Source organism: Nocardioides sp. (assembly GCF_041913365.1).
Taxonomy (GTDB): Bacteria; Actinomycetota; Actinomycetes; order Propionibacteriales; family Nocardioidaceae; genus Nocardioides.
On record NZ_JAYSFM010000006.1, the window covers coordinates 98,233 to 113,726 of the forward strand.

12 protein-coding genes are annotated in these 15,494 nt (G+C 72.8%); 3 read left to right on the top strand and 9 right to left on the bottom strand.

From position 1 onward, the window contains the following. Positions 1-2: 2 nt before the first annotated feature. The 7 genes from ACE3QY_RS15245 to ACE3QY_RS15275 all read right to left on the bottom strand — a co-directional run bounded on the left by ACE3QY_RS15245 (position 3) and on the right by ACE3QY_RS15275 (position 10,086). Positions 3-2,621 carry an FtsX-like permease family protein gene (locus tag ACE3QY_RS15245; protein ID WP_374456884.1) on the bottom strand — a complete coding sequence of 873 codons (2,619 nt, stop codon included), beginning with the start codon at positions 2,619-2,621 and terminating at the stop codon, positions 3-5. Further along, positions 2,618-3,340 carry an ABC transporter ATP-binding protein gene (locus ACE3QY_RS15250; RefSeq protein WP_374456885.1) on the bottom strand — a complete coding sequence of 241 codons (723 nt, stop codon included), beginning with the start codon at positions 3,338-3,340 and terminating at the stop codon, positions 2,618-2,620. Before ACE3QY_RS15250 ends, ACE3QY_RS15245 begins: the two co-directional genes overlap by 4 nt. Beyond that, complete coding sequence (locus ACE3QY_RS15255; protein ID WP_374456886.1) at positions 3,337-3,954, bottom strand: PadR family transcriptional regulator; 618 nt, start codon at positions 3,952-3,954, stop codon at positions 3,337-3,339. Before ACE3QY_RS15255 ends, ACE3QY_RS15250 begins: the two co-directional genes overlap by 4 nt. 194 nt (positions 3,955-4,148) lie before the next feature. Beyond that, a complete protein-coding gene (locus tag ACE3QY_RS15260) occupies positions 4,149-5,684 on the bottom strand; it encodes a hypothetical protein (protein WP_374456887.1) in 1,536 nt (511 codons plus the stop codon). Next, positions 5,668-6,366, bottom strand: coding sequence for an ABC transporter ATP-binding protein (locus tag ACE3QY_RS15265; protein ID WP_374456888.1), 699 nt, complete (start codon positions 6,364-6,366; stop codon positions 5,668-5,670). The genes ACE3QY_RS15260 and ACE3QY_RS15265 overlap by 17 nt, the downstream gene beginning before the upstream one ends. A 115-nt stretch (positions 6,367-6,481) precedes the next feature. Beyond that, complete coding sequence (locus ACE3QY_RS15270) at positions 6,482-8,704, bottom strand: 3-hydroxyacyl-CoA dehydrogenase NAD-binding domain-containing protein (RefSeq protein WP_374456889.1); 2,223 nt, start codon at positions 8,702-8,704, stop codon at positions 6,482-6,484. A gap of 170 nt (positions 8,705-8,874) precedes the next feature. Beyond that, positions 8,875-10,086, bottom strand: a complete 1,212-nt coding sequence (locus tag ACE3QY_RS15275) for an acetyl-CoA C-acetyltransferase (RefSeq protein ID WP_374456890.1) — start codon at positions 10,084-10,086, stop codon at positions 8,875-8,877. A 91-nt stretch (positions 10,087-10,177) separates the two neighbouring features. Here ACE3QY_RS15275 and ACE3QY_RS15280 point away from each other — a divergent pair, with 91 nt between their 5' ends. From ACE3QY_RS15280 to ACE3QY_RS15290, 3 genes are all read left to right on the top strand, one after another. Continuing rightward, positions 10,178-10,753 (top strand): helix-turn-helix domain-containing protein, encoded by a 576-nt coding sequence (locus ACE3QY_RS15280; RefSeq protein ID WP_374456891.1) that lies wholly within the window; start codon positions 10,178-10,180, stop codon positions 10,751-10,753. An 82-nt stretch (positions 10,754-10,835) separates the two neighbouring features. Next, the gene (locus ACE3QY_RS15285; RefSeq protein WP_374456892.1) at positions 10,836-12,158 is read left to right on the top strand and encodes a cation:proton antiporter; all 1,323 of its coding nucleotides are present in this window, start codon (positions 10,836-10,838) and stop codon (positions 12,156-12,158) included. A gap of 35 nt (positions 12,159-12,193) precedes the next feature. Further along, a complete protein-coding gene (locus tag ACE3QY_RS15290) occupies positions 12,194-13,099 on the top strand; it encodes an NAD(P)H-binding protein (protein WP_374456893.1) in 906 nt (301 codons plus the stop codon). Here the strand turns inward: ACE3QY_RS15290 and ACE3QY_RS15295 are convergent. Then, complete coding sequence (locus tag ACE3QY_RS15295; protein ID WP_374456894.1) at positions 13,079-13,768, bottom strand: lysostaphin resistance A-like protein; 690 nt, start codon at positions 13,766-13,768, stop codon at positions 13,079-13,081. The genes ACE3QY_RS15290 and ACE3QY_RS15295 overlap by 21 nt on opposite strands. Positions 13,769-13,881: 113 nt before the next feature. Continuing rightward, positions 13,882-15,372 (bottom strand): DEAD/DEAH box helicase, encoded by a 1,491-nt coding sequence (locus ACE3QY_RS15300; RefSeq protein WP_374456895.1) that lies wholly within the window; start codon positions 15,370-15,372, stop codon positions 13,882-13,884. Between the last annotated feature and the right edge of the window lie 122 nt (positions 15,373-15,494).

Here is a 15,494-nt window from a genome sequence, read left to right on the forward strand (position 1 = left end):
GCTCAGTCGAGTCGGGCGACCAGCGGCAGCCGCGAGCGGGCGGTCAGGCCGACGACCGCGGCGGTGAGCAGCGGCAGCGCGAGCACGATCACGGCGATCAGCAGCCACGGGACGTCGAGGTAGGGGCCGGTCTCGCTGAACGAAGTGAGCGGCCGCGAGATCGCGATGCCCGGGATGAAGCCGACCGCGGCGCCGAGCACCGCACCGACGAAGCCCAGGACGAGGGCGTACGCCGCCGCGACGCGCCGCCGGGTGCGGGGCGCGGCGCCGACGGCCGCGAGCGTGGCCAGGTCGGGACGGGCGTCGGAGAGCGCGAGGAAGGTCGCGGTCAGGGTGCCGCCGAGCATCAGCACACCGCCGAGGGCGCCGAGCACCAGCAGGACGATCACGGCCTCCGGAGGACGTTGGTAGCCACGCTCGACGTAGAGGTCGGACCCGTCAGCCGCTCCCTGCACGGCCTCCCTGATGCGGGTCTCCGTGGCCGCGGACATGTCCCCGTCCAGGCTCAGCCTCGCGGTCGCGACCTCGAGCCCGAGCTCGTCGACGACCGACGTCGGCAGGATCGAGAAGGCCGGCGCCGGCCCCCAGTCGTCGTCCCACGCCAGCAGGGTCGCCGAGACGGTGTCGCGGCGCCTCGACTCCGGCTCGGAGTCACTGACACCCCAGGTCTCCTGCTTGACGACGACGTCGGAGACCGTGTCGGTGCTCGTCGTGAGTGCGACCGCGCGGCCCGCCGCGAGGGCCTCGTCGATCGCGCCCGCCGGCTCGCCCTCGATGCCGAGCTCCGCAGCACTGTCGGCGAAGGCCATCACCGGCCCGTAGACGTTGAGGCAGCACTCGTCCTCGGCACCGGGCACCTCGACCCACGTGCTCGTGTAGCCGCTGGGCGAGTAGGTGTCGTTGGGGCCGCGCACCACGCCGACCTCGACCTCGGGCGCCGCCGCCTCCACTGCCTCCTGGATGCGCGTCCACGTGCCGACCGTGTCGGGTGCGTCCTCGCCCGGCAGCACGTCCGGCGCCCAGCTGACGTAACCGCCGCCCATCGGCGCCTGCGGGGTGTAGGTCCTCTCGTTCTCGAGCTCGTCGCTGGCGTTGGCGATGCCGAGGGCGACCACACCGGCGACGGTCGCCGCGACCGCGGCGACGGCGGGGACGGTGCGGGTGCGGTGGCGCGCGGCGTCGCGGGCGGCGTACCTCGCCGTGAGGGGCAGCCGGCCCGACGCCCTCGCGACGGCCGAGACGACCACGGGGACGACGAGGATCATGCCGAGCACGGACACGATGGCCGCGGCGGCGATCCAGTAGGCGCCGTTGCCGCTGTCGGAGGTGAACGCCCCGTAGGTCGAGGCGGCGATGCCGGCACCGAGGAGCGCCACGCCGACCACCGGGGTCGACGCGCGCGGGCGCCGGTCGCCGCGACGTCCTGCCAGCACGGCGACGACGTCCTGGCGGCTGGCGAGGAACGCCGGCACGACGGAGGCGAGCAGCGCGGAGACGAGGCCGAACGCGACGATGGCGGCGAGGTAGCGCCACGGCAGCTCGAAGGGGCCGAACCAGTCGCCGTTGAAGCGCTGCACCAGCGGCAGCAGCGCCCAGCCCACGACGATCCCGAGCACCAGCCCGACAGCCGAGGCGACGATCCCGAGGACGAGCCCGCTGCCCAGGATCACCCGCCGCGACTGCCGCGGCGTACCTCCCGAGGCGGCGATGAGGGCCAGCGTGCGGGCATGGCGGCGGGCACCGACCGCGAAGGCCGGTCCGGCCAGCAGGACGACCTCGATCAGGGCCATCACGACGATGAGCACGACGACGGCGACCATCTCGTCGGTGCCGGTGTCGTAGCCCATCTGCTCGGCCATCGAGGCCAGGTCGGGCGGGTCCGCGAGGACGGCGCGCGAGGTCACGAGACCACCGATCTCGTTGAGCTGCTGGACCGTCGACCACGACACAGGTCCGGCGTCGACGAGCCACTCGTGGACGTTGGTCGAGTCGCCGGGCAGGTCGGCGACCGAACCGAGCATGACGGGGTAGTCGCGGGCGGTCGCGTCACGGCCGACGCCGACGATCGTCAGCGTGGAGCCGTCGACGTCCAGCTCGTCGCCGACGGCGAAGCCCTTGTCGAGCATGGCGTCGTTGACGACGACCTCGCCGGTGCCCTCGGGGAGATGCCCCGACTCGACCTCGAAGAGGCCCTCGGCAACCGGGTCGGAGAGGTCGACGCCGGTCGTGGTGAAGCTGATGACCTTGCTCCCCAACCGCGCGCGCTGCCAGCCGGTGGCGATCGGCACCAGCCGGGCGTCGTCGCCCAGGACGCCGAGCACGTCAGCCTCGTCGAGCGGGTCGTCGTAGTCGAAGTCGCCGAGCTGCATCCACTGGCCGCGCATCGGATCGGCCGACTGCACGACCCGACCCCGGCCCTCGGTCCGGACCCGCGCGTCGGCAGCACCGAGGGTGCGGTCGGCGCCCTCGATGCCGCTGACCTCGGAGGTCTTGATGATCACCGCGGCGGCACTGACGGCGAGCACCGGCAGGCTGATCATCACGAGGACGAGGATGCTGCGACCCTTGTGGCGCAGCGCGTCGCGCCAGGCGATCAGCAGCGCCGGGCGCCAACCGCTCACCGGCCGGCCTCCTCGACCAGCAGCTCCTCGGGCTCGTCGGCCCCGGTCTCGTCGACGATGACGCCGTCGCGCAGGAACACCACCCGGTCCGCCCAGGCGGCGTGGCGGGCCTCGTGGGTGACCATCACGCCGGCCGCGCCGGCGTCGCAACGGGCGCGCAACAGCCGCAGGATCTCCTCGCCGGTATCGGTGTCGAGGGCGCCGGTCGGCTCGTCGGCGAGGATCAGGCGGCGCTCGCCGACGATCGCGCGGGCGATCGCCACGCGCTGCTGCTGACCGCCCGACATCTCGTCGGGGAACCGGTCGGCGAGGTCGACGATGCCGACCTCCTCCAGCGCGGTCAGCGCGAGGCGGCGGGCGATCCGCGACTTCTCGCCGTCGAGCTCGCGGGGCAGGGCGACATTCTCGGCGGCGGTCAGCGCGGGGATCAGGTTGAAGTCCTGGAAGACGTAGCCCACCGACGTACGCCGCATGCGCGCGCGACCCGCGTGGTCGAGCGAGGCCAGGTCGGTGCCCTCGATCCAGACCGAGCCGGCGGTCGGGGCGTCGAGGCCGCCGGCCAGGGTGAGCAGGGTCGACTTGCCGGAGCCCGACGGGCCCATCACCGCGACCAGCTCGCCCGGGTGGGCGCGGAAGGTGACGCCGCGGAGGGCGTGCACCTCGGTGGCACCCTCGCCGTGGACCCGGGTGACGGCGGCGAGGTGGAGGACGGCGTTCACCGGGTGACCTCCTCGGTGGTCGCCGCGGCGGGCGCGTCACGGCGTACGTCCTCGCGGTCCAGCGCCGCGCGGCGCAGGCGGGCCTCGCAGTGGTCGAGCCAGCGCACCTCGGCCTCGGCGTCGAAGACGAGGGAGTCGAGGACCAGGCTCCACGCGAGGTCCTCGGGCGCCTCCGGCGCCGCGGCGCGGCCGGTGCGCTTGAGGCGGGTGTAGTCCTGGAGCGCGGCGATGGTCGCGCTGCGCTGGCGCTGGATGATCGTGCCGACGTCGACGCCGGGCAGCGTCACCGCGATCGCGAGCTTGATGGCGAGCTCGTCGCGTGGGGGTTGGGAGCGAGGCACCGGGGTGGCGAACCACTCCGACACCTCGCCCCGCCCGGCCTCGGTGGCGCGGTAGCTGACGTGCCGCTCCGATCCGGACTGGTGGTCGTCGGCTCCCCCGAGCTCGACGACCTCGACCAGTCCGTCACGCTCGAGTCGCGTGAGGGTGGTGTAGACCTGCCCGATGTTGAGCGGCCACGTCTCGCCGGTCCGCTGCTCGAACTCCGCCCGCAGCTGGTAGCCGTACATCGGCCCCTGCTCCAGGATCGCCAGCATCGCCTGTCGGATCGACATCCGCGCCTCCGTGGTCCCGTCCGTCGCCCCCCGTGAGCGATGGATACCGGGTATGTATACCACGTATGCAGTCGTGCCGCCGCCTTCTTCGTCTCCCGAGCGGGGGGTAGTTAGGGACGTTGTGGTAGGCCGCACGCCCTGATGACCTACCGAAACGTCCCTAACTACCCCGGGACTTCGAAGGCTGAAAGACGTCAGACGGCGGCGACGGTGAGGACGACCCGGGCCCGGTCGGCGGGGTCGAGCCAGCGCCGGCGGGCGCGGAGGAGACGGCGGGTCGACCAAGCCAGGAACGGCACCGCGAAGGCGGCCGGAAGGCAGGCCCAGGGCAGCGCGGCGAGGGCGGTGAAGAGCATCGCCGTGAGGGTCGTGACCAGCGACAGCTTGCCGGCGTACCCGGCCATGGCACCGTGCGGCGCGGGGGTCGCGCGTGGCGAGGAGAGGTCGACGGAGTACGGCGAGCGCACCGACCACGTCATCACGATCGCGAGCACCTGGACGAGCACGACGAGCCAGCAGGAGACGACGGCGACACCGGTCACGAGGGGCGGCAGGCCGTTGCGCAGCAGGGCGAGGACGACCGTCACCCCCGACACCATCGCCATGCACTCGGCCACCACCAGCGCCCGTACGTCGAACACGTCGCGTGCCGACACCGGCAGGGTCTCCCGCCAGACCATCCCCTTGCCGTCGAGGCACCAGGCGTTGACCCCGAAGAGCAGCGCGGCGCCGCTCGCGGTCAGTCCGGGCAGCAGCATGACCGAGCTCCACTGGAGCCCGGCGACCAGCGCGATCAGGCCCGGACCGAAGCCGAGGACCAGCAGGCCGCGACGCATCCCGACGGAGCGCCACACCGAGCCCCGGTCGAGCCGCCGCAGCAGCGCTCGCTCGGTCGTGCCCCAGCGCGGCTCGGGGACGTGCCGCGCCTCGTGCACGCCGGACTGCACGCGCAGCTCCTCGCGGGGCGGCAGTCCGAGCGCCCAGGTCGCCGGGCGTGCGCCGACGACGACCGCGGCCGCGGCGAGGACCAGCAGCACGAGGACGGCGAGCGGCCAGCGCGAGGTCGGGGCCGCCTCGGCGAGCCACGTCGTGGGCAGCGCCCGGACCAGCGACCCGAGCGCGCCGGCCAGGTGCAGCCCGGCCAGCCCGAGCAGGACGAGCCCGCTCGCCACCCGCACCGCGACGACGCCGTGCGCGGTGCGGCGTACGCCCTCGACCGTCCAGCCGATCGCCTGCCCGGCAGCCGACGCGGCGACGACCCAGGCCAGCACGACCAGCTGCGCGCCGAGCAGGTGCTCGGGCGCGGCCACGAGCGCGGAGACGGCGAGGAGGCCCCACATCTGGACAAGCCACGCCAGGTTGACCGGCGCGAGCAGGAGCGCGCCGAGGTGCTCGGTGACCGGGCTGATCGGGTGGATCGCCGCCTCGCTGCGCGACAGCAGCTCGCGACCGCCGCCGCTGCTCATCGCCGAGCTGACCGAGAGCAGCAGGAAGCCGACGAACGTCGCGCCGAGGTTGGCCTGCAGGGCGGTGACCGCCTTCTGCACGGTCTCGCTGCGGACCGACTCGAGGTCGAGGAAGGCGGGCGTGACGGCGAAGCCGAGGGTCAGAAGGAGGACCACGACGGCTCCGGTCACCGCGGCAGCGGGACGGCGTACGGTCCGGGCGCGGAAGCGCACCAGCTGGCCGGTGTCGCGTGCGGCCTCGACCCAGTCAGTCGAGGAGGTCACGGTAGGCCTCGCCGGTGAGCTCGGCGGCCTGCATCGCGGCGACGCGGTTGCCGCCGCGGAGCACGACAGCCGTGCCGCAGGCCTCGAGGGCCAGCTCGCGCAGGTGGGTGGAGAGCAGCACGCAGGCGCCACGGGCCCGCGCGTCGGCGACGACCTCGAGGGTGGCCTCGACGCCGAGCGGGTCGACGCCGTCGAAGGGCTCGTCGAGCAGCAGCACCGCTGGCTCGTGGAGCGCAGCCAGCACGACGCTGAGCCGGCGGCTCATGCCGTGGCTGAACCCGCCGACCACGCGGTGCGCGACGTCGCCGAGCTCGAACCGCTCGAGCAGGTCGCGACCGCGCTCCTCCCAGTCATCCATCCGGCGCAGGTGGGCGCTGAGCTGCAGGTGCTCCCAGGGCGTGGCCCGCGGCACCAGGCCGCCGACGTCCGGGCAGTAGCCCACGACCCGCTTCACCCGGAGCGCGTCGGTCGCGGCGTCGTGACCGGCGACGGTCACCTCACCCGCGGTCGGCGGGACGACCCCGGCCAGCACCTTCATGGTCGTCGACTTGCCCGCGCCGTTGCGCCCGAGCAGCGCGGTCGCCTGCCCGCTCGCGGCGGTCAGGTCGACGCCGGAGACCGCCTCGACGTCGCCGAAGCGGACGTGGAGGTCGCGCACGACGACGGCGGGGCTGTGGTTCACCGCACCATCGTCCCCGAGTCGGCGCATCCGCACAGGAGAATCGAGCGGGCACTTCCTCCCCACTCACGGGGAGGAAGTGCCCGGTCGGCACGCAGGACGGGGAGGAAGCGCCCGGTCAGGCGGGGAAGGACTCGCCCTTCGCCGCGAGGTCGCGGAGGTACGCCGTGGGGCGGAAGCGCTCGCCGTAGGCGTCGGCCAGCTCGTCGGCGCGGGCCAGGAAGGCCTCGAGGCCGATCGGGCCCACGCCCTTGCCGGTCTCGTCGAGGGCCTGCCAGCCGGTCATGAACTGCGCAGCACCGCCGGTGAGCGCCGGGAAGCCGATGCCCATGATCGAGCCGATGTTGGCCGCCGCGGCCGAGGTGATCACGCCCTCCTCGAAGCACTTCGCGGTCTCGAGCGCCTCGATGAACAGCATCCGGTCACGGACGTCGCGGATCGGGAGCTGCTGCTCGGCGACGGGGAACGTCTCGGCGAGCCCGGGCCACAGCGTCGTACGCCGTCCGTTCTCGTCGTAGTCGTAGAAGCCGGCGCCCTTGAGCCGCGACGGGCGACCGATCCCGATCATCGTCGAGATGACCGCGCCGGCCGGGTAGTCGCCGAGGTCGATGCCGTCGCGGGCGGCGGCGTCCTCGGTGGCCTTGCGGATCTTGGCCATCAGCTCCATGTTGAGCTCGTCACTGATCTGCAGCGGCCCGACGGGGAAGCCGGCGGACGTGGCCGCCCGCTCCAGGGAGACCGGGTGCACGCCCTCGGCGAGCATCGCGAGGCCCTCGTTGATCTGGGTGCCGATGACGCGGGAGGTGTAGAAGCCGCGCGAGTCGTTGACCACGATCGGCGTCTTGCGGATCTGCTGCACGACGTCGTACGCCTTGGCCAGCGCGACGTCGGACGTCTCGGCGCCTCGGATGATCTCGACCAGCGGCATCTTGTCGACGGGGCTGAAGAAGTGCAGGCCGATGAAGTCCTTCGGGCGGTCGACGCCCTCGGCGAGCTCGGTGATCGGGAGCGTCGAGGTGTTGGAGCACAGCAGCGCGTCGTCGTTGATGAACGGCGCCACCTCGGCGAACACCTTCGCCTTCAGCGACGGGTCCTCGAAGACGGCCTCGATGACGAGGTCGCACCCGGCCAGGTCCGACGCGTCCGCGGTGGGCGTGATCCGGCCGAGCAGCTCGTCGGCCTTGTCCTGCGTGATCTTGCCGCGCTCCACGCCCTTGGCGTTGAGCTTCTCGGTGTACGCCTTGCCGCGCTCCGCCGCCTCGAGCGAGACGTCCTTGAGCACGACCTGCATCCCGGCGCGAGCGCACGAGTAGGCGATGCCGGCGCCCATCATCCCGGCGCCGAGGACGGCGACCTTGGTGGCCTGCCAGCGCTCGATGCCCTGCGGGCGCAGCGATCCGGAGTTGATCGCCTGGAGGTCGAAGAAGAAGGCCTGGATCATGTTCTTGGCCTGCTGGTTGACGACCAGGTTCGTGAAGTAGCGGGTCTCGATGCGCGAGGCGGTGTCGAAGTCGACCTGAGCGCCCTCGACCGCGGCGCTCATGATTGCGCGCGGCGCCGGGTAGACCGCCCCCTTGGTCTGCTTGCGCAGCAGGGCGGGGAACGCCGGCAGGAACTGCGCGAGCGCCGGGGTCTTCGGGGTGCCGCCGGGCATCTTGTAGCCGGCGCGGTCCCACGGGTTCCGCGCCGCTTCCTCGTCGTCGCGGTGGGCCAGGATCCACGCCTTGGCGGCGGGCAGGAGCTCCTCGCGGGTCGGCACGAGCTCGTCGACGAGGCCCTTGGCCAGTGCGCCCTGCGGGTCGAACTGCGTGCCCGGCATGAGCACGTCCATCAGAGCTGACTGCAGCCCCAGCATGCGTACGACGCGGGTGACCCCGCCGCCGCCGGGCAGGAGGCCGAGCGTCGCCTCGGGCAACCCGATCTTCACCGAGCGGTCGTCGACCGCGATCCGGTGGTTGGCGGCCAGCGCGATCTCCAGGCCACCGCCGAGGGCGGCGCCGTTGATGGCGGCGACGACCGGACGCGGGAACGTCTCGAGCCGGCGCAGGCTCGCCTTGATCGCCTCCGCCGTGGCGAAGAGCACCGGCGCGTCGTCCGGTGTCGCGGTGACCATGCTCTTGAGGTCGCCGCCGGCGAAGAAGGTCTTCTTGGCGCTGGCGATGACGACGCCGGTGACGCCGTCCTGCTCGTCGTGCAGCCGCTGCACGGCGGCCTCCATGGACGAGACGTACAGCTCGTTCATGGTGTTGGCGCTCGCGTTCGGGTCGTCGAGCGTGAGGGTGACGATGCCGTCGGCGTCCTGGTCGTAGCGGACGGCGGTCTGGGTGTCGGTGGTGCTCATGCTGGTGCTCTCCTTCGCGCCGCTCGGGGTGGCGGCACATTGCACGGAAGTCGGGGTGTCAGCTGCGTTCTGCCGCCACCACGGGCGGCGGGCCGGCGGAGGTGGCGGCACATTGCGGGCCACGTGGCTCGTGAGGTGCGATCTGCCGCCACCCCGGACCGGAGGGAACCTCAGACGAGCTCCACGATCGTCGCGATGCCCATCCCACCGCCGACGCAGAGCGTGGCGAGGCCGCGCTTCTGGTCGCGGCGGGCGAGCTCGTCGACGAGGGTGCCGAGGATCATCGCGCCGGTGGCGCCGAGCGGGTGGCCCATGGCGATGGCGCCGCCGTTGACGTTGGTGACGTCGTAGCTGATGCCCATGTCGCGCATGAAGCGCATCGCCACGGCGGCGAAGGCCTCGTTGATCTCCCACAGGTCGATGTCGTCGACCTCGAGGCCGGCGCGGGCGAGCGCCTTGCGGGCGGCCGGGGCCGGCCCGGTGAGCATGATCGTCGGGTCGGCGCCCGAGACGGCGGTCGAGATGATCCGGGCCCGCGGGGTCAGCCCGAGCGACGTACCGACCTCCTCGGTGCCGATCGCCATCAGGGCCGCGCCGTCGACGATGCCCGAGGAGTTGCCGGCGTGGTGGACGTGGTCGATCGCCGGGACCCAGTGGTACTTCTCCAGGGCCACGTCGTCGAAGCCGGCGTCGCGGCCGATCTGGGCGAAGGACGGCTTCAGGCCGGCGAGGCCCTCGACGGAGGTGTCGGGCCGGACGGTCTCGTCCCGGTCGAGCACGGTGACCCCGCTCAGGTCGCGCACCGGGATGACGGCGTCGTCGAAGTATCCGTTGGCCCACGCCTTCGCGGCGCGGTGGTGGGACTCGGCGGCGTACGCGTCGACGTCCTCGCGCTTCCAGCCCTCGATCGTGGCGATCAGGTCGGCGCCGATGCCCTGCGGCACGAAGCCGGTCTGCAGCGCGGTGGCCGGGTCCATCGCCCAGGCGCCGCCGTCGCTGCCCATCGGCACGCGGCTCATCGACTCGACACCACCGGCGACGATCAGGTCCTCGAAGCCCGACCGCACACGCTGCGCGGCCTGGTTGACGGCCTCGAGCCCGGAGGCGCAGAAGCGGTTGAGCTGCACGCCGGCGACGGTCTCGGGGTAGCCGGCCTTGAGCGCGGCGGTCTTGGCGATGTCGCCGCCCTGGTCGCCGATGGGGGTCACGACACCGAGCACCACGTCGTCGACGCGGGCGGGGTCAAGAGTGGGGTTGCGGGTCTTGAGCTCGTCGAGGAGTCCGACGACCAGGTCCACCGGCTTCACCTCGTGCAGCGAACCGACGGCCTTGCCGCGGCCGCGAGGTGTGCGGATGTGGTCGTAGACGAATGCTTCTGCCATGTGGGCGATTGTGACACCATTACTGTCACAGTCCAACAGGTGTGGTCGGCGTCACGTCGGTCCCGCGGACCGACGACGAGAGGATGGGTGCGTGGAGACCGAGCTGCTGACGCTGGACGAGCTCACGGAGCGCACCGGGGTGAGTGCGCGCAACGTGCGCTTCTACGCCTCCCGCGGCCTGGTCCCCTCCCCCATCCGCCGCGGCCGCTCGGGCTACTACGGCCCCGACCACGTCGCCCGCCTCGAGCTGGTCCGTGAGCTCCAGGGCCACGGCTTCACCCTCGCCGCTATCGAGAAGTACGTCGACCAGATCCCCGACAGCGCCACCCCGTCCGACATCGCCCGCCACCTCTCGCTGCTCGCCCCGGTCACCGGTGACCGCGACGTCGACGTGCCGGGCGGGCTGTCGGGGATGGGCATCTCGCCCGAGGCGGCCGAGGCCGTCGCCGAGGTGTACGCCGAGCACGGCCGGCAGGTCGCCGAGGAGCTGTCGGAGATCGTGCGCACCATGGTGTGGCCGCAGTTCCGCGAGCACGGCTACACCGCCGAGCAGCTGCGCGAGTTCATCCACCGCCTCAAGCCGCTCACCATCGCCGGCCTGGTCACCGCCTACGAGCAGGCGATCGACGAGAGCCAGGCGTCGTACGACGGCAAGCGGGTGCGCTGACCGCCCATCGGGGTGTTCGCCCACTCGGCGGGAGTTGGGAGGCTGAGGGGGTGACCCGCCCGAGCAGCCACCCGCGGACCTGATGACCGCAGCCGCGGTCTACTTCCTGCTGGGCCTGTCGCTGCTCGTCGCGACGGTCCTGCCCCAGGTGACGCGCCGCATCGCGCTGTCACCGCCGATGGTGCTCGTCGCGCTCGGGATGCTGTTCGGCCTGCTCCCCCAGGCGGACAGCGCGAACCTCGAGCCGCAGGACCACCACGCGCTGATCACCCACGTCACCGAGTTCACCGTCCTCGTCGCCCTCATGGGCGTCGGGCTCGCCATCGACCGCATGCTCGAGCTCACCTCGTGGCGGTCCTGGCGCACCTGGTCGCCCGTCTGGCGGCTGCTGCTGGTGACCATGCCGCTCACCATCGCCGGCGTGGCGCTGCTCGGCTGGTGGGTGGCCGGCCTCGCGCCGTCGGTGGCGCTGCTGCTCGGCGCCGTGCTGGCGCCCACCGACCCCGTGCTGGCCTCCGACGTGCAGGTCGGCGAGCCGCTCACCGACGACATCGACGACCCCGAGGACGAGGAGGGGCACGACGAGGACGACGACATCCGGTTCGCCCTGACCGCGGAGGCGGGGCTCAACGACGGCCTCGCCTTCCCCTTCGTCCACCTCGCGCTCCTGGTGATGGCGGGCGGCTTCACCCTGGTCGACGGCGTCGCCTGGCTCGGCTGGTACGTCCTCGGGAAGGTCGCCGTCGGCGTGGCGGTCGGTCTCGTCCTCGGGTGGCTGCTCGGCCGCCAGGCCTTCCGCGCCAAGAGCGACAACCTCCGGCTGGCCGACGTGGGCGAGCCGCTGCTGGCCCTCGCGGCGCTGCTGGCGGCGTACGGCGCCGCGGAGCTCGTCGGCGGCTACGGCTTCCTCGCCGTCTTCACCTGCGCGATGACCCTGCGCGCGTCCCACCACGGGCACTCCTACCAGCGCGCGATGCACGCGGTGGTCGAGCGCCTGGAGCGACTGATGACGCTCCTCGTGCTGCTGGTCCTCGGCATGGCGATGACGCAGGGCCTGCTGGCCCACCTCGACTGGCGGGGCATCGTCGTGGCCGCGGCCCTCGTGCTGGTCGTGCGGCCCGTCGCCGGGTGGCTCGCGGTCGCCGTGCTCGCGCGCGACGAGCAGGAGGACGGCGGGCTCGACCGCGGCGAGATGGCTGCCGTCGCGTTCTTCGGCGTCCGTGGCGTCGGCTCGCTGTTCTACCTGGCGTACGCCGCCTCCCACGAGCACCTCCCGGACGAGCCGTGGCTGTGGTCGACCGTCGCGTTCACCGTGATCATCTCGGTGCTGCTGCACGGCGTCACCGCCACGCCGGCCATGGCCCGCCTCGACGCGCGCCGCGGACGCACAGGCACGCAGGGATGAGGCACCCCGTTCGCCCGGGCTGACAGCATGGGGGCATGGCGACTGTTCTCGTGACCGGCGCGACCGGCTTCATCGGTCGTCGCCTCGTCCCCGCCCTGCTCGACGCCGGGCACGACGTGCGGGCGATGACCCGCCACCCCGACACCTACGACGGGCCGGGCGAGCCGGTCGGCGCCGACGTGATGGACGCCGACTCGCTGGCCCCGGTGCTCGACGGCGTCGACGTCGCGGTCTACCTCGTCCACTCCCTCGACGACCCCGACTTCGAGCGCAAGGACGCCGAGGCCGCGCGGAACTTCAGCGCCGCCGCGGCCGGCGCCGGGGTCAGGCAGATCGTCTACATGGGCGGTCTGGGCGACGAGGACCAGGACCTCTCCGCACACCTGCGCTCGCGTCGCGAGGTGGAGAGGCTGCTGGCCGCCGACGGCGTCCCGGTCACCGTGCTGCGCGCGGCGATCGTGGTCGGGCACGGCGGCATCTCCTGGGAGATCACCCGGCAGCTGGTGAAGAACCTGCCCGCCATGGTCGTGCCGAAGTGGGTCGGCACGCGCACCCAGCCGATCGCGATCGACGACGTGGTGCGCTACCTCGCCGGCGTGGTCGATCACCCCGACGCCGTCGGCCGCACCTTCGAGATCGGCGGCACCGAGCAGCTGACCTACAAGGAGATGCTCGTCGTCGCCAACGAGGTCGCCGGCAGCCGCCCGCTGCCGATCGTGGTGGTCCCGCTGCTGACGCCGCGGCTGTCGTCGTACTGGCTGGCGCTGGTCACCGACGTCGACGTCACGACGGGGCGCAACCTCATCGACTCGATGTCGACCGAGGTGGTGGTCAGGGACACCTCGATCCGCGACGTCGTGCCGGGCGAGCCGCTGACCTACCGCGAGTCCGTACGCCGGGCGCTGGCCGAGCGCGACGGCTCAGGCGAAGAGCAGGGGTAGCAGGAACAGCATCGACAGCGACCACGTGATGTGCGTCAGGATCGGCGCCAGGATCCCGCCGCTCGCCCGCCGCTCGAGGCCGCACACCGCGCCGAGCAGGACGGCGGCGAAGGCCAGCATCACGTTGCCGGTGGCGAGCGTCGCGATGACGTAGGCCACGGTCGTCCACAGCACCGGGTGCCGCGGGATCGCGGCGTACATCGCGCCCCGGAAGAAGAGCTCCTCGGCGATGCCGTTGAAGAACGTGATGACCGCCAGGGCCGTCAGCGAACCCTCGTCGGCGTACTCCAGGACGGAGGAGACGTACGTCGCCAGCGGGTCGATCTCGCGCACCACCAGCGCACCCAGCACGAAGACGCCGACCATCAGCAGGCCCAGCAGGATCGGCGCCAGGATCGGTCGGACGAACAGCTCGCCCTCGCCGGCGATGCGACCGAGGTGCAGCCGGCCCGACAGGAACGCGCCGGCGGCCCACACGCCCGCGAGGACGACGGCGGCGACGTAGAACGTCGTGCCGCCCGGCTCCAGCCGCAGCGACCAGCCGAGGACGCCGGCACCGACGAGCACCACCACCGCGGCCACGACCTGCCGGCGCCGGAAGGCCGCGTCGGTGTCGCGCTGGTCGCGGGGGACGACGTCCCACAACGATCGGCGGATCCAGGTGCGCATGGCGCCCAGCCTAGGTAACGCCGTTCAGCCGCCACCTTGGGAGGCTGACCCAGGACACAGACTCGCCCGTGAGTCTCCGAGAGACTCACGGGCGAGCGAGGTGCGTCAGGAGGTCAGCGGCGGCCGGAGAAGCCAGCCGCGCTGTGGCCGCCGCTGCGCGACTGGCCGCCGGACTGGCCACCGCTGCGACGACGGCGCTGGTCACCGCCCTGCGACTGGCCGCCCTTGCCGGACTGACCGGCGGACTGGCCGGCGGACTGGCCGGTGCGCGGCTTGCCGCCCTGGCCACCGGCACCGCCGGAGCGACGGCCGCCGCCCTGGCCGGCGGACTGGCCGCCGCCGTTGCCGCGGCGACGCGAGCGGTTGCGCCCGCCGCCGCCGGCACGCGAGCCCTGGGCGCCGGCACCGGTCGGCGTCTCGACCACGAGACCGCCGGGGACGAGCGACCGCTCGCCCGGGGCCAGCTGCACGAGCACCGGGTGGTCGGGGCCGTTCACCTTGGTGGTGACCGGCTTGATGCCGGCCTGGCGGGTCAGGTCGCGCACGTCGCGCACCTGCTCGTCGGTCATCAGGGTGATGACGGTGCCCTCGTTGCCGGCGCGTGCCGTACGGCCCGAGCGGTGCAGGTAGGCCTTGTGCTCGACCGGCGGGTCGGCGTGCACGACCAGCGACACGTCGTCGACGTGGATGCCGCGCGCGGCGATGTCGGTCGCGACCAGCGTGGTGGCCGTGCCCGAGTGGAACGCGTCGAGGTTGCGGGTGCGGGCGTTCTGCGACAGGTTGCCGTGCAGCTCGACGCTCGGCACGCCGGACTTGTTGAGCTGGCGGGCCAGCGCCTTGGCGCCGTACTTGGTGCGGGTGAAGACGACCGTGCGGCCCGGCGCGCTGGTCAGGTCGACCAGCACCGGCACCCGCTGCTCGCGGGAGAGGTGCAGCACGTGGTGGTGCATCGTCGCGACGGGCGACTGCGCCGAGTCGGCCTCGTGCGTCACCGGGTTGGTGAGGAACCGCTTCACCAGGACGTCGATCGCCTTGTCGAGGGTGGCCGAGAACAGCAGGCGCTGGCCCGGCTGCGGCGTCTTGTCCATGATCCGACGGACGCCCGGCAGGAAGCCGAGGTCGGCCATGTGGTCGGCCTCGTCGAGCACGGTGATCTCGATGGCGGAGAGGTCGGCGTGGCCCTGGCCCATCAGGTCCTCGAGCCGGCCGGGGCAGGCGATGACGATGTCGACGCCCTTCTTGAGCGCGGTCACCTGCGGGCCCTGGCCGACACCGCCGAAGACCACGACGGTCGACAGGCCGGCGGCCTTGGCGAGCGGCGCGAGCGAGGCGTGGATCTGGCCGACGAGCTCGCGGGTCGGGGCGAGGATCAGGGCGCGCGGCTTGCGCGGCATCGCGGGCAGCTTGCTCGCGTCGAGACGGGCGACCAGCGGGAGCAGGAAGCCGTACGTCTTGCCCGAGCCGGTGCGGCCGCGGCCCAGGACGTCACGGCCGGCGAGGCTGTCGGGCAGCGTTGCGGCCTGGATGGGAGTGGGAGTGGTGATGCCCTGCTGCTCCAGGATCTGGGCGAGCGAGGACGGAACGCCGAGGTCGGCGAAGGTCATGTGCGTTGCTTTCGGTTGGCGTCTCGCCACCGTGAGCCGCCCTGCCATCAGGTGGGAGCGGCGTACGTGCCTCAGAGTGAGGGAGGTGTCGCACGTGGCGACGACCTGCGCCCGGGGCAAGA

What these genes read in the sequence shown, in the direction of transcription:
- ACE3QY_RS15285 (WP_374456892.1), top strand. Translation starts at nt 10,836, where the DNA reads ATGACCGCAGCCGCGGTCTACTTCCTGCTGGGCCTGTCGCTGCTCGTC.
- ACE3QY_RS15295 (WP_374456894.1), bottom strand. Translation starts at nt 13,768, where the DNA reads ATGCGCACCTGGATCCGCCGATCGTTGTGGGACGTCGTCCCCCGCGAC.
- ACE3QY_RS15300 (WP_374456895.1), bottom strand. Translation starts at nt 15,372, where the DNA reads ATGACCTTCGCCGACCTCGGCGTTCCGTCCTCGCTCGCCCAGATCCTG.
- ACE3QY_RS15270 (WP_374456889.1), bottom strand. Translation starts at nt 8,704, where the DNA reads ATGAGCACCACCGACACCCAGACCGCCGTCCGCTACGACCAGGACGCC.
- ACE3QY_RS15255 (WP_374456886.1), bottom strand. Translation starts at nt 3,954, where the DNA reads ATGTCGATCCGACAGGCGATGCTGGCGATCCTGGAGCAGGGGCCGATG.
- ACE3QY_RS15290 (WP_374456893.1), top strand. Translation starts at nt 12,194, where the DNA reads ATGGCGACTGTTCTCGTGACCGGCGCGACCGGCTTCATCGGTCGTCGC.
- ACE3QY_RS15275 (WP_374456890.1), bottom strand. Translation starts at nt 10,086, where the DNA reads ATGGCAGAAGCATTCGTCTACGACCACATCCGCACACCTCGCGGCCGC.